The 12,703-nt window shown below is 58.4% G+C and carries 12 protein-coding genes, 3 tRNA genes and 3 pseudogenes; 16 read left to right on the forward strand and 2 right to left on the reverse strand.

All coding sequences use genetic code 11. The features are described from left to right. Positions 1-153: 153 nt before the first annotated feature. The 13 genes from ybgE to CINSTRO3249_RS06805 all read left to right on the forward strand — a co-directional run bounded on the left by ybgE (position 154) and on the right by CINSTRO3249_RS06805 (position 8,888). Positions 154-450, forward strand: coding sequence for a cyd operon protein YbgE (gene ybgE, locus CINSTRO3249_RS06745; protein ID WP_084790140.1), 297 nt, complete (start codon positions 154-156; stop codon positions 448-450). Positions 451-582: 132 nt separating this feature from the next. Beyond that, positions 583-987, forward strand: coding sequence for a tol-pal system-associated acyl-CoA thioesterase (gene ybgC, locus CINSTRO3249_RS06750; protein WP_074012700.1), 405 nt, complete (start codon positions 583-585; stop codon positions 985-987). Further along, positions 984-1,670 (forward strand): Tol-Pal system protein TolQ, encoded by a 687-nt coding sequence (tolQ, locus tag CINSTRO3249_RS06755; RefSeq protein WP_074012701.1) that lies wholly within the window; start codon positions 984-986, stop codon positions 1,668-1,670. Before ybgC ends, tolQ begins: the two co-directional genes overlap by 4 nt. A gap of 9 nt (positions 1,671-1,679) precedes the next feature. Further along, entirely contained in the window at positions 1,680-2,108 is a 429-nt protein-coding gene (tolR, locus tag CINSTRO3249_RS06760; RefSeq protein ID WP_174249745.1) for a colicin uptake protein TolR, read from the forward strand. Positions 2,109-2,162: 54 nt separating this feature from the next. Further along, positions 2,163-3,224, forward strand: a complete 1,062-nt coding sequence (tolA, locus tag CINSTRO3249_RS06765; protein WP_074012703.1) for a cell envelope integrity protein TolA — start codon at positions 2,163-2,165, stop codon at positions 3,222-3,224. Positions 3,225-3,382: 158 nt separating this feature from the next. Continuing rightward, a complete protein-coding gene (gene tolB, locus CINSTRO3249_RS06770) occupies positions 3,383-4,675 on the forward strand; it encodes a Tol-Pal system beta propeller repeat protein TolB (RefSeq protein ID WP_074012704.1) in 1,293 nt (430 codons plus the stop codon). A gap of 43 nt (positions 4,676-4,718) precedes the next feature. Next, positions 4,719-5,246 carry a peptidoglycan-associated lipoprotein Pal gene (gene pal, locus CINSTRO3249_RS06775; protein ID WP_074012705.1) on the forward strand — a complete coding sequence of 176 codons (528 nt, stop codon included), beginning with the start codon at positions 4,719-4,721 and terminating at the stop codon, positions 5,244-5,246. Positions 5,247-5,255: 9 nt separating this feature from the next. Then, complete coding sequence (gene cpoB / locus CINSTRO3249_RS06780; protein ID WP_074012706.1) at positions 5,256-6,038, forward strand: cell division protein CpoB; 783 nt, start codon at positions 5,256-5,258, stop codon at positions 6,036-6,038. Between the two features lie 178 nt (positions 6,039-6,216). Next, positions 6,217-6,292: transfer RNA gene (locus CINSTRO3249_RS06785), tRNA-Lys, on the forward strand. An 82-nt stretch (positions 6,293-6,374) separates the two neighbouring features. After that, a tRNA-Lys gene (locus CINSTRO3249_RS06790) sits at positions 6,375-6,450 on the forward strand. Between the two features lie 101 nt (positions 6,451-6,551). Continuing rightward, positions 6,552-6,627 (forward strand) — tRNA-Glu (locus tag CINSTRO3249_RS06795). 427 nt (positions 6,628-7,054) lie between these two features. Next, entirely contained in the window at positions 7,055-8,101 is a 1,047-nt protein-coding gene (nadA, locus tag CINSTRO3249_RS06800; protein ID WP_074012707.1) for a quinolinate synthase NadA, read from the forward strand. A gap of 52 nt (positions 8,102-8,153) precedes the next feature. Beyond that, positions 8,154-8,888 (forward strand): metallophosphoesterase, encoded by a 735-nt coding sequence (locus tag CINSTRO3249_RS06805; RefSeq protein WP_074012708.1) that lies wholly within the window; start codon positions 8,154-8,156, stop codon positions 8,886-8,888. Between the two features lie 220 nt (positions 8,889-9,108). Here CINSTRO3249_RS06805 and zitB read toward each other — a convergent pair whose 3' ends face one another. Together zitB and CINSTRO3249_RS06815 are read right to left on the reverse strand one after the other, a co-directional pair. Beyond that, positions 9,109-10,092, reverse strand: coding sequence for a CDF family zinc transporter ZitB (gene zitB, locus CINSTRO3249_RS06810; RefSeq protein ID WP_074012714.1), 984 nt, complete (start codon positions 10,090-10,092; stop codon positions 9,109-9,111). A gap of 583 nt (positions 10,093-10,675) precedes the next feature. Further along, positions 10,676-10,855, reverse strand: a pseudogene (locus CINSTRO3249_RS06815) (protein YbgS); the annotation flags it as partial. A 139-nt stretch (positions 10,856-10,994) separates the two neighbouring features. On the opposite strand from CINSTRO3249_RS06815, the pseudogene CINSTRO3249_RS17580 reads away from it, so the two are divergent. The 3 genes and pseudogenes from CINSTRO3249_RS17580 to CINSTRO3249_RS06830 form a co-directional block, all read left to right on the forward strand. Beyond that, positions 10,995-11,042, forward strand: a pseudogene (locus CINSTRO3249_RS17580) (hypothetical protein); the annotation flags it as partial. Positions 11,043-11,255: 213 nt separating this feature from the next. Next, a pseudogene (gene tnpB / locus CINSTRO3249_RS06825) lies at positions 11,256-11,602 on the forward strand (IS66 family insertion sequence element accessory protein TnpB). A 19-nt stretch (positions 11,603-11,621) separates the two neighbouring features. Then, positions 11,622-12,703, forward strand: a 1,082-nt coding sequence (locus CINSTRO3249_RS06830) for an IS66 family transposase (protein ID WP_074012712.1), incomplete at its 3' end; no start/stop codon positions are given.

The following is a 12,703-nucleotide window of genomic DNA, read 5'->3' on the forward strand; positions in this document are numbered from 1 at the left end:
TGCTCATGCTGAGTTTCCAGCACTAGATTAACTGCCCGTTCACGGACTTCCGGAGAGTAACGTTTGGTCGTTGTCATAGAGACCTCCACTTTTAAAGTATAGACTCTAATTTATCCGGGGTGATTCAGATACCCGCGGCGAGGATGCCCTGAAGTGACAGGGCAGGCTATCTCGTTTTGGTACGGTTTGACGGACAAGCGCCCCCTGAGGGCGCTTTCCCTCATCATGGCGCTGACGCTTGCGGCCTGCGTATTCTGGTCGCCGTCCCGCTTCGCCGCCCAGACCAGTCCGCTGTCATGGTGGCAGGGGATTATCATCGTTTGGGCGGTGTGTGCCGGCGTGGTTCACGGCACCGGCTTTCGTCCCCATCGTCTACGTTGGCGTCTGGTTTTTTTGCCGTTGCCGGCGATGTTGGTGATGATCGCCGCCTTGATTTACAGATTCTCTTAATAACTTTACGGTCCTTTAATCCCACAATGTAAGGGACCTAAAATATTTTCTTTCCCCCCGGCTTAGCCATTCCCAACGTGTTAGGTCTTGCGTATAGTAAGCACCGTTGTTTTTGCGTTGTTGGACGGTGGAGTGAGTATTTCGTTTTTCCAATGGCCGGTTCGCGTCTATTACGAAGATACCGACGCCGGTGGCGTGGTTTACCATGCCCGCTATGTCGCCTTCTATGAACGCGCGCGCACCGAAATGCTTCGTCAGCATCATTTCCATCAGCACGCGCTCATGCAGGCGAACGTGGCGTTCGTGGTGCGGCGCATGGCGGTGGAGTATTTTGCGCCTGCGCGCCTGGATGATTTATTGCAAGTGGAAAGCGAAATCGTCTCCCTCAAGCGCGCCTCTCTGACCTTTGCACAACGCATCCTGAATGCTGACGGACAGTTGCTCAGCCAGGCGGATGTCGTGATCGCATGTGTCGATCTACAGCAATTGAAGCCGATTGCGCTTCCTACGTCTTTTGTCGCGGAGTTCAAGCAGTGACTGACATGAATATCTTTGATCTGTTCCTGAAAGCGGGCTTTCTGGTCAAACTGATCATGCTGATTTTGATAGGCTTTTCCATTGCGTCCTGGGCGATCATTATCCAGCGTTCCCGTATCCTGAGCTCCGCCGCGCGTGAAGCGGAAGCCTTTGAGGATAAATTCTGGTCCGGTATTGAATTATCGCGCCTGTATCAGGAAAGCCTGACGCGCCGCGACAACCTGAGCGGCTCGGAGCAGATTTTTTACGCCGGCTTTAAAGAGTTCGCACGCCTGCACCGCGCCAATAGCCACGCTCCTGAAGCGGTGGTGGAGGGTGCCTCGCGCGCCATGCGTATTTCAATGAACCGCGAACTGGAAGCGCTGGAAACCCATATCCCGTTTCTTGGCACCGTAGGCTCTATCAGCCCGTACATCGGCCTGTTCGGTACCGTGTGGGGTATCATGCACGCGTTTATCGGACTGGGCGCCGTGAAACAGGCTACGCTGCAGATGGTCGCGCCGGGCATAGCCGAAGCGCTTATCGCCACCGCTATCGGTCTGTTTGCCGCCATTCCTGCGGTCATGGCCTTCAACCGCCTGAGCCTGCGGGTCAACAAGCTTGAGCAGAACTACGACAACTTTACCGAAGAGTTCATCGCCATCCTGCACCGTCAGGCTTTCGCCACCGATAGCGCCAAGTAAGCAGGAGGGGTGATCATGGCCAGAAGACGCTCGCGCAGAGAAATCAAGTCCGAGATTAACATCGTCCCCTTGCTCGATGTGTTGCTGGTGCTGGTGTTAATCTTTATGGCGACGGCGCCGATTATTACCCAGAGTGTCGAGGTGGATTTGCCCGACGCCACCGACTCCAAAACCGTCGGCAGCGATGATAATCCACCGGTGATCGTCGAGGTTTCCGGCATCGGCCAGTACAGTCTGGTGGCCGATCATCAGCGTCAGGAGCAGTTGCCCTCCGAACAGGTGGTTGCCGAAGCGCGCGCCCGCATCACCGCCAATCCCAAGACGGTGTTTCTGATAGGCGGCGCCAAGGACGTGCCTTATGATGAGATAATCAAGGCGCTGAACTTATTGCATCAGGCCGGCGTGAAGTCGGTCGGTCTGATGACACAGCCTATCTGACGGTCGGCTCGTGATGCGTACTATTTCCGGTCAACCCCATTTTGGGAATCGATTGTGTTGAAGGCTACCGAACAGAACGACAAGCTTAAACGTGCCATTATTCTGTCGATTGCGCTGCATTGCGTTCTGATCGCCGTATTGATCTGGATCTCGATTCATCAGCCGCAAGAGACGAGTGCGGGCGGCGGCGGGTCGTCCATTGATGCCGTGATGGTCGACCCCGGCGCCGTGGTGCAGCAATATAACCGTCAGCAGCAGCAGCAAACCGATGCGCAGCGGGCGCAGCAGCAGCGCGATAAGCAGGCCCAGCAGCAGGCAGAAGAGCTTCAGCAAAAGCAAGCGGCGGAGCAGCAGCGCCTGAAAGCGCTGGAGAAACAGCGGTTAGAGGCGCAGGAAGCGGCCGAAGCGCAACAGCGCCAGCAGGCCGAGCAGCAAAAACAGGCCCAAGCGCAGCAAAAACAGGCTGAGGCCGCCGCGGCACAGGCCAAAGCGGAAGCGGCGGCGCAGGCGAAAGCCGCGGCCGCGGCGAAACAACAGGCGGAAGCGGAGGCGAAGCAGGCTGCAGCTGACGCGAAGAAACAGGCGGAGGCGAAGCAGGCCGCCGCTGACGCCAAGAAACAGGCGGAGGCGGAAGCGAAAAAAGCCGCTGCCGCTGAAGCGCAGAAGCAGGCCGACGCCAAGGCGAAGGCGGAACAGGCCGCCGCCGAGGCCAAGCAAAAAGCCGCCGCCGCCGCCAAGCAATCCAGCGAGGTGGACGATTTGCTGGGCGGGCTGACCGACGCTAAAAACGCGCCCAAATCCGGCGGCGCGCCCGCCGGGACAGGCAACAGTAAGCAGAGCGGCGCAACCGGAACGGAAATCAATGGCTATCTGGCTCAGGTGCGCCAGGCTATCAGCAATAAGTTTTACGATGCGTCCAACTACAGCGGTAAGACCTGCATTTTGCGCATCAAACTGGCGCCAGATGGCATGCTGATTTCGGTCAGTTCTGACGGTGGCGATCCGGCGCTGTGTCAGGCGGCGGTCTCCGCAGCGAAGCTGGCGGCGATCCCCCGCCCGCCCAGCCCGAAAGTGTATGAGGCAGTAAAAAACGCGACGCTTGACTTTAAACCTTAGTAAAGCCATTTAGCAAAATGCAATGGTTATCAAATAGTCCTGTTTGGGTTTAAGATTTATACTATGTTGTCTAACGGGAAGATGTAGTGTTGTTTAACCCGACAAGTTTACAATTCTGCAATTGCGACCGGCGCCCTGGCGTCGGTTTGGGAGATGAAATGAAGCAGGCATTTCGAGTAGCGTTAGGTTTTTTCCTTTTATGGGCTTCCGTGCTGCATGCGGAAGTGCGTATTGAAATCACCCAAGGGGTGGATACGGCCCGGCCTATCGGGGTGGTGCCGTTTAAATGGGCGGGGCCGGGTGCCGCGCCCGAAGATGTTGGCGGCATAGTCGCCGCCGACCTGCGTAACAGCGGTAAATTCAACCCGCTCGACACCTCTCGTCTGCCGCAGCAGCCAACTACTGCTTCGGAAGTGACGCCGGCCGCCTGGACGGCGCTTGGCATCGACGCCGTGGTGGTGGGGCAGGTGCAGCCGAGCGCCGATGGTAGCTATGTGGTGTCTTATCAATTGGTGGACACCTCCGGCAACCCGGGCGCTATCCTGGCGCAAAATCAGTTAAAGGTGGCGCGCAAATGGCTGCGCTATGCCGCCCACACCGCCAGCGATGAAACCTTTGAAAAGCTCACCGGCATCAAGGGCGCCTTCCGTACCCGTATTGCCTACGTCGTGCAGACCAACGGCGGCCAGTACCCGTATGAACTGCGCGTTGCGGATTATGACGGCTTTAACCAGACGCCGGTACACCGTTCGCCGCAGCCGCTGATGTCGCCGGCCTGGTCCCCGGACGGCAGCAAGCTTGCTTATGTCACCTTTGAGAGCGGCCGCTCGGCGCTGGTCATTCAGACGCTGGACAGCGGCGCTATTCGCCAGGTTGCAAGTTTCCCGCAGCACAACGGCGCGCCGGCATTTTCGCCAGACGGCAGCAAACTGGCCTTCGTGCTGTCGAAGACCGGCAATATGAATTTGTACGTGATGGACTTAGGCTCGGGTCAGGTGCGTCAGGTGACCGAAGGTCGCAGCAATAATACGGAACCGAGCTGGTTCCCGGACAGTCAGACGCTGGCGTATACCTCCGACCAGGGCGGTCGTCCCCAAGTGTATAAAACCAATATTAACGGCGGTACGCCGCAGCGCCTGTCCTGGGAGGGTTCCCAGAACCAGAATGCGGACGTTAGCCCGGACGGCAAGTTCCTGGTTATGGTCAGCACCAACAACGGCGCGCAGCATATCGCTAAACTGGATCTGGCAACGAACGCCGTCCAAGTGTTGACGGACACGTTCCTGGATGAGACGCCTAGCGTCGCTCCCAATGGCACAATGGTTATCTACAGCGCTACGCAAGGGCTGGGTTCCGTGTTACAGCTGGTCTCGACTGATGGGCGTTTCAAAGCGCGTCTTCCGGCTACCGATGGACAGGTCAAAAATCCTGCCTGGTCGCCGTATCTGTGATGCATGTGTAAATATGTATGGCAAACTATAAAAGGAATATGAGATGCAACTGAACAAAGGGCTGAAAGGGCTGAAAGGGCTGATGTTGGCGGTGCCGGTGATGGCGATTGCCGCATGTAGTTCTCACAAAAGCGCCAATAATGGCGACGAATCTGCCATGGGCGCCGGTGCTGGCACTGGCATGGACATGAACGGCAACAACGGCTCTTCCGACGAGCAGGCTCGTCTGCAGATGCAAGAGCTTCAGCGCAACAATATCGTTTACTTCGATTTGGACAAGTACGATATCCGCTCTGATTTCGCTCAGATGCTTGACGCACACGCCAATTTCCTGCGCAGCAACCCGTCTTACAAAGTAACCGTTGAAGGCCATGCGGACGAACGCGGTACGCCGGAATACAACATCGCCCTGGGCGAACGCCGCGCCAATGCCGTGAAGATGTACCTTCAGGGTAAAGGCGTTTCCGCCGATCAGATCGCTATCGTATCTTACGGTAAAGAGAAACCGGCCGTACTGGGCCACGACGAATCGGCTTACGCCAAAAACCGTCGTGCCGTACTGGTCTACTAAGAGACTGGCATGAGCAATAACTTCAGACCTTATCTGGTGAGTCTGTCGTTATTGGTTGGCGTAGCGGCCCCCTGGGCCGCTACCGCCCAAGCGCCAATCAGTAATGCCGGCTCCGGCTCGGTGGAAGACCGAGTCACTCAACTTGAGCGTATTTCCAATGCGCACAGCCAGCTGCTAACCCAGCTTCAGCAACAGCTCGCCGATAATCAGCGCGATGTCGACTCGCTGCGCGGCCAGATCCAGGAAAACCAATACCAACTGTCGCAGGTCGTTGAGCGACAAAAACAGATTTATCAGCAGATGGATAGCCTTTCCAGCCAGACGCCGGCGGCGGCTGCCGACGGTCAACCTCAGGCATCCGCCTCCGCCGGCGGCGCTCAGAGCGCTGCGCCCGCCGCCAACGCCACGGCCAGCGGCTCAAACGCTAACACCGACTATAACGAAGCGGTGGCGCTGGTGCTGGAGAAAAAACAGTACAACCAGGCGATTAGCGCATTTCAAAGCTTTGTGAAGCGTTACCCTGATTCTACCTATCAGCCCAACGCCAATTATTGGCTAGGGCAGCTTAATTATAATCAGGGTAAAAAAGACGATGCGGCCTATTATTTCGCCCTGGTGGTGAAAAACTATCCGAAATCACCCAAAGCACCCGACGCCCTGCTCAAGGTGGGCGTCATCATGCAGGAAAAAGGCCAGAAAGATAAAGCCCGGGCGGTTTATCAGCAGGTGGGCAAACTGTACCCCAGCGCCGAGGCGGCCAAACAGGCGCAAAAACGGCTGGCGGGGCTGTAATATCGCCGCCTCTGAACGGAGCAGGGCGGCCCCAAACGGGTCAGAATGCTCGAAGATCAGGCAGTTGGGCCCGTTTGTACTAATTAAAGGTTGCGTCAAAATTTTTAATAAGTAATATGTGCCGCCGTTGCCCGGGGAAAGCTGATTTCCTCTGGCTGCGGGTGTAAAACGGGTATCGGGGTCGTTAGCTCAGTTGGTAGAGCAGTTGACTTTTAATCAATTGGTCGCAGGTTCGAATCCTGCACGACCCACCACGATTTCTTCTTCAGGCGCGCCGCGCGTTGCCAGGGATGAACCCCCTGTTGCCCTTGTGCTTAGGCACACGCATTTTCCGGCGGGTCGTTAGCTCACTTGGTAGAGCAGTTGACTTTTAATCAATTGGTCGCAGGTTCGAATCCTGCACGACCCACCACGCTTTCTTCTTCAGACGCGCCGCGCGTTGCCAGGGATTAACCCCCCAGAACTCCCAGAACTTCCTGTTGCCCTTGTGCTCAGGCACACGCATTTTCCGGCGGGTCGTTAGCTCACTTGGTAGAGCAGTCGACTTTCAATCAATTGGTAGCAGATTCGATCCCTGCACGACTCACCATCTTCCGCCGCTTGACTTGTTTACCCGTTCCCGCTTTTACGGCTATCGGCTCCCAGATATCGGCTATCTGATCATTACTGCCTGACGCCAACGGCTCCAAACGGATCCGCTTTATGACATCGCCAGACGTTGACGTTTCACTCCTCTTTTGCGGCTGGGGCGTAGTAATTGTGACCGGCAAATTTTCCTCACGGGTGGGCTACCCTGTCCATTAAAGGCCGTCGCTCGCGTCGGGGCGCCGCGAATAATCGATTTATTCGCATTCTGTGTTACCCACTAAACATTTTTTCGCCAAAACGCACAAATTAGGCGCGACAACGCGCGATTAATTCCGTATTTTGTTTAGCATACCAAACCTAGCCTTCGCTGGCCGGCGACTGTGCCTTCACAGTCCGCTGCGGCAATAGCGCATTGCCCGAGAGCAGTGATGAGTGAACTAGTAGACGATTTTGCCGCCATTTACCCCTTCCCGCCTAAACCTGCGACGCTAACGGAGGGGGAGAAGGCCGATCTGCGCGCCAACATTGCCCGTCTGCTTAAGGCGCGCAACGCGGTCATTGTGGCCCATTATTATACCGATCCTGAGATACAGGCGCTGGCGGAAGCCACCGGTGGTTGTGTGGCGGATTCGCTGGAGATGGCGCGTTTTGGCAGCAGCCATCCGGCTACCACGCTGCTGGTGGCCGGCGTGCGTTTCATGGGCGAAACCGCCAAAATTCTCAGCCCGGAAAAAACCGTACTGATGCCGACGCTGCACGCGGAATGCTCGCTTGATTTGGGCTGCCCGGAGGCAGAGTTCAGCGCATTTTGCGACGCTCACCCCGACCGGACGGTGGTGGTTTACGCCAATACCTCCGCAGCGGTCAAGGCGCGCGCCGATTGGGTGGTGACCTCCAGTATCGCGGTGGAGCTTATCGATCATCTCGACAGTCTGGGAGAGAAAATCATCTGGGCGCCGGATCGTCACCTTGGCCGCTATGTGCAAAAACAGACCGGTGCGGATATGCTGTGCTGGCAGAGTGCCTGTATTGTGCATGATGAATTCAAGACCCAAGCGCTGCGCCGCATGAAAAAACTCTACCCTGACGCCGCCGTGCTGGTGCATCCCGAGTCGCCGCAGGCGGTAGTCGCTCTGGCCGATGCGGTAGGTTCCACCAGCCAGCTGATTCAGGCGGCCAAAACGCTCAAGCAGCAGCAGATGATTGTCGCCACCGATCGAGGTATCTTTTACAAGATGCAACAGGCGTGCCCGGAAAAAACCCTGTTGGAAGCACCGACCGCCGGGGAGGGCGCCACCTGCCGCAGCTGCGCCCATTGCCCGTGGATGGCGATGAACGGCCTCAAGGCTATCGCTGCCGGGCTGGAACGGGGTGGGGTGGAGCATGAGATACAAGTTGATGAAACGGTGCGTCAGCGGGCGCTGGTGCCGCTAGATCGCATGCTGTCTTTCGCAGCCGACCTCAAGCGCCGCTGAGGCCAAGGCGTGGCGCCAACGCTGCCGCAGGTGGCGACAATGGGAGCAAGACGTGATTATCGCGCAAATCTCGGACATCCATGCGGCAGCCGCTAATGATAACCTGTCCCGGTTGGACCGTGCCCTGGCCTGGCTGGATACCCTGGCGCCAGACGCGCTCGTCCTCTCCGGTGATTTGATTGATAACGACGAGATTGAGGGCTATCCGGCGATAGCGGCCCGGCTGGCGAGGCGGCCTTATCCCGCCTATGTTCTGCCGGGTAATGCCGATAATAGGGCCGCCATGCGAGCGGCAATACCTGCGCCTTACTGGACCGATGGCGGGCGGGGAGCGCTGCATTTTAGTGTGGATATCCACGGATTGCGTGTTATCGGTCTTGACACTACCGTGCCGGGGAGCGCTGCGGGTCAGGTGGAGGCGCATCTGCCGTGGCTTAAAGACGCGCTGTCCGCTGCCGGCCCCGCGGCGTCGATAGTCTTTTTGCACCACCCGGTCTTCCCAATCGGCATTGCGCCGTTGGATCGAACGATGTGCGATGGCGCACAGGCGTTGGGCACGCTATTGCGCCATCATCCCCGTCGTCCGCTAGCGCTGGCGATGGGCCATGCACACCGGCCCGCGGCAGGCACGCTGGCGGGTATTCCCGCCTTTCTCTGCGGATCCATCTGTCCCGCCAACCCGCTGTGGGTGGGACAGGCGACGGTACCCCCCGCAGCCGATCCTCCGGCCCTGATGATTCATCGTTTCGTCAACGGCGCCCTGGCGAGCCACTTTGTCTCCGTTTAGGGCCGCCGCTGAAGGCGCTAGGCCACCGTACGCGCTGGATAGTTAAACGCGCTGGGTCGTCGAAGGCGCTGGGATACCGTAAGCGCCGGGTCGTCGGACGCGCTGGGTTGCTAAACGCGCTAGGCAACCGGACGCGCCGGCTGCGCGTACGAGCGGCGGGTTTATGGCACACGGGCTACCCGCAGCCGCCCGGGGCGTCAACGGTTGAAGGGCGGCGGTGTTAATGATGATGATGGGCGTGCAGGTTCACCGCGCCTTGATGAATGGCGCAATGATCTTCCTCACAATGCTGGTATTCCATTTGGATGGTGGCGTGTCCTATCTGGTAATGCTCTAGCAAATAGTCCTGAATGCGATGCAACAGACCGTCGTGGTCACGCGGCGGGATCACCTGCACATGCAACGTCATCAGTGGCCGCTCGCCGACCTGCCAGAGGTGGACATGATGGATATTGCGCACTTCAGGAATATTGCGCGTCATCTCGCGCTTGAGTTTCTCTATATCAAACTGCAATGCAGTGCCTTCGAGTAACTCATGCAGACTTTCGCGCAGCAGCCGCCAGCCGCTGCGCAGTACCAGGCAGGAAACCAGAATCGACAGCAGCGGGTCAATCGGTAGCCAGCCGGTGTAGAGGATCACCAGCGCGGCGATAATGGCGCCCACCGAGCCGAGTAAATCCCCCAGCACATGCAGCGCCGCGGCGCGCAGATTGATATTTTTTTCGCCGCTGCCGCCGTGCAGTAGCCAGAACGAGACAATATTCGCCACCAGCCCGGCCACGGCAATGGACATCATGGTCCAACCGGCGATGGGCTGAGGGGCAAGAAAGCGGTGCGCGGTTTCCCAGACAATCATCACCGTGATAAACAGCAGCGCCAGAGCATTGAGAAACGCCGCCAGCGTGGTCAGGCGCAGATAGCCGAAAGTGTGGCGGCTGTTCGGCCGTCGCGCGGCGAACCGTACCGCCAACAAAGCCATCAGCAGCGCGGCGGTATCGGTAAGCATATGCCCGGCATCCGCCAGTAACGCCAGCGAGCCGGATAGCCAGCCGCCGATGGCTTCGATAAGCATAAACAGCGCCGTGACGATAAACGCCGCCAGCAGGCGTTGATGGGCGCCCTTGTTCACCTCTGGCGACGAGGGGTGATCATGCCCGCGGTGGCTGCCGTGGTGCGCCCGCGTTGCCGGGGCGTGTGAATGCATAGGATCTGCCGACATAGGGATTCCTGTCTGTCTGTCGCGAAACGGCCGCTGGCCGCGTTGTCTGTGTCTGGTGCGCGGCCCGGGTAGCCAATCGAGTATATCGGTTATTGGCCGTACTGCTCTATCAGTTTACCTAACGCTATTGCCCTTTATCTCTCGGCGGTGGCTGCGCCGCTTGCCCCCTGCGCGCTTGCCGCCAGCGGCCCCCGGGCTGCCTGGACCTATCGGTGCAAAAGGGGCTGCCCGCGCGGAACACGGCGTTCCCGGGCCGCCGCGGGCAACATCGTTGCGCTGATACGGTGCGCTAACACCTTCCCGCTTGTCTGACGCTAAGGCGCATAATAGTCCAGGCGGGACAGTGTGGTTTGCCGGGCCGCGTTAGGTGCAAAGCCCGGGAGGCACGCCATAGGGTTTAGCTGCTTGCGCAGGGAGCGGGGCGGTCGGGACAAAAAAAATCAGGCCTGAGCCTGATTTTTGTCTGCCCTGGCATTGCCGGGCAACGGTTTTAGATGAATTACCGTCAACGATCACTGCGTGGTGATCTACCGTCAACGATCATTGCGTGGTGATTTACCGTCAACGATTATTGCGTGGTGCCATCGGTTTTGGTGCCTTCCGGCGATCCGGTGCCGGTGGTACCGGTTTCAACTTTCTTATTCACGTCCGGGCAGCGACCGTCCTTACACATGGTATTTTTATGCTGCTCGGCTTTATTCAGACCCCCGGCGTCGGTGCCGGTTGTAGTGCCAGTAGTATTGGTGTTAGGTAAGCGCCCCATATAGGACGTCTTTCGATTTCGACAGGGATGATTAAGGATGGTGTCCACCTATTTTAAGTGGACACTATCTATGACAGAGCCCAAAAAACCGCGAGCCAACTACTCCATGGAGTTCAAGCTGGCGATGGTCGAAAAGTCCCTGCAACCCGGCGTCAGCGTCGCGCTGCTGGCGCGTAACAACGGCATCAACGATAATCTGCTGTTCAAATGGCGCCGCCGTTATCGGCACCTCGTCGACGCTCCTGTCGATGAAGGCGCTGGCACCCCAGTCATCATCGAGGGCAATATTGTCCCAGTGGTGGTCGAGCGCACACCTGAAGCTATCCGGCAACCTCACCCCGAGCATGCTGGCGACGCTTGTTCGCGAACTGAAGAAGAGGCGCCGATGATATCTCTTCCGGCAGGCTCCCGCATCTGGCTGGTCGCCGGCGTCCCGACATGCGCAACGGCTTCAACGGCCTGGCGTCGCGCGTACAGAGTGTGCTCAATGACGATCCGTTCAGCGGGCACCTGTTCATCTTCCGAGGGCGTCGCGGCGATATGATAAAGCTGCTGTGGGCCGACGAGGATGGCCTGTGCCTGTTCGTCAAACGCCTGGAGCGAGGACGTTTCGTCTGGCCCGCTATCGGCGACGGTAAAATCCACCTGACGCCGGCGCAGCTGGCGATGTTGCTCGAAGGCCTCAACTGGAAACATCCTCAGCGCGCACACCAGCTTGGCCTGCGCGTATAACTTGTTGTAATGTCGGAGGATGAAAACCGAACTCCCCGACGATATCGACTTGCTGAAGGGCATGTTAGCTCAGCATCAGATGATGCTGAAGCGGCAACAGGTCCAGCTCCGTACCTATGCGGGGCTGGTTGCCGGCTATGAGCGGGAAATCGAACGCCTGAAGGCTCAGCTCGACAAGCTTAAACGGATGCTGTTCGGCCAGAGTTCGGAGAAGTTGCGCAATAAGCTGGAGAAAAAAATCCGCGAAGCAGAAAAACGGCTGGGCGAGATAGAAGACCGGCTGAATAACGCCAAAGGCTGCCTGGAAGCTGCCGCGGCGGTAACGGTGGAGTCTGACGTCGATGTTGTTCCGGAAAAACCGACAGAGAAGCCGACAAGCCCCCAGCGCCCTTCATCGCGCAAGCCGCTGCCGGTGGAGTTGCCGCGCGAAACGGTACGCATAGAGCCGAGGGAAACCGTCTGCCCGGTCTGCGGGGGGGAGCTGGCGGTGCTGGGCGAAACCGTCACCGAGCAGCTGGACATCATCAACAACGCCTTTAAAGTTATCGAAACAATACGGCCGAAGCTGGCCTGCAGGAAGTGCGATTCCATCGTGCAGGCGCCGTTGCCCGCAAAGCCTATCGACCGGAGCTACGCGAGCCCCGGTCTGCTGTCACGTATTCTGGTGAGCAAGTATGTCGAGCACATCCCGCTGTACCGCCAGTGCGAAATCTACGCCCGTCACGGGCTGGTGCTGAGCCGTAATACACTGGTGCGCTGGGTGTTAGACCTGGCCAACAAACTGAGTCCGCTGGCGATGGCCCTAAATCGCTATGTGCTTGAGGCAGGCAAGGTCCATGCCGACGATACGCCGGTGCCGGTTCAGGCGCCGGGCAGCGGCAAGACACGGACCGGTCGGTTGTGGGTCTACGTGCGGGATGACCGCAACACGGGGTCGTCAATGCCGGCGGCAGTGTGGTTCGCCTACTCGGCGGACCGCAAGGGTGCCCACCCGCAGCGGCACCTGGCGGAATACCGGGGTGTGCTGCAGGCGGATGCGTATGGTGGTTATGATGCGCTGTACGCAACGGGCCGGGTAAAGGAAGCGGCGTGCCTGGCACA

The sequence above is a fragment of the Candidatus Sodalis sp. SoCistrobi genome (genome assembly GCF_900143145.1).
GTDB lineage: Bacteria > Pseudomonadota > Gammaproteobacteria > Enterobacterales > Enterobacteriaceae > SoCistrobi.

Excerpts from the sequence above, each read along its gene's own strand:
- zitB (WP_074012714.1), bottom strand. The coding sequence starts at position 10,092 with ATGCATTCACACGCCCCGGCAACGCGGGCGCACCACGGCAGCCACCGC.
- tolB (WP_074012704.1), top strand. The coding sequence starts at position 3,383 with ATGAAGCAGGCATTTCGAGTAGCGTTAGGTTTTTTCCTTTTATGGGCT.
- pal (WP_074012705.1), top strand. The coding sequence starts at position 4,719 with ATGCAACTGAACAAAGGGCTGAAAGGGCTGAAAGGGCTGATGTTGGCG.
- nadA (WP_074012707.1), top strand. The coding sequence starts at position 7,055 with ATGAGTGAACTAGTAGACGATTTTGCCGCCATTTACCCCTTCCCGCCT.
- cpoB (WP_074012706.1), top strand. The coding sequence starts at position 5,256 with ATGAGCAATAACTTCAGACCTTATCTGGTGAGTCTGTCGTTATTGGTT.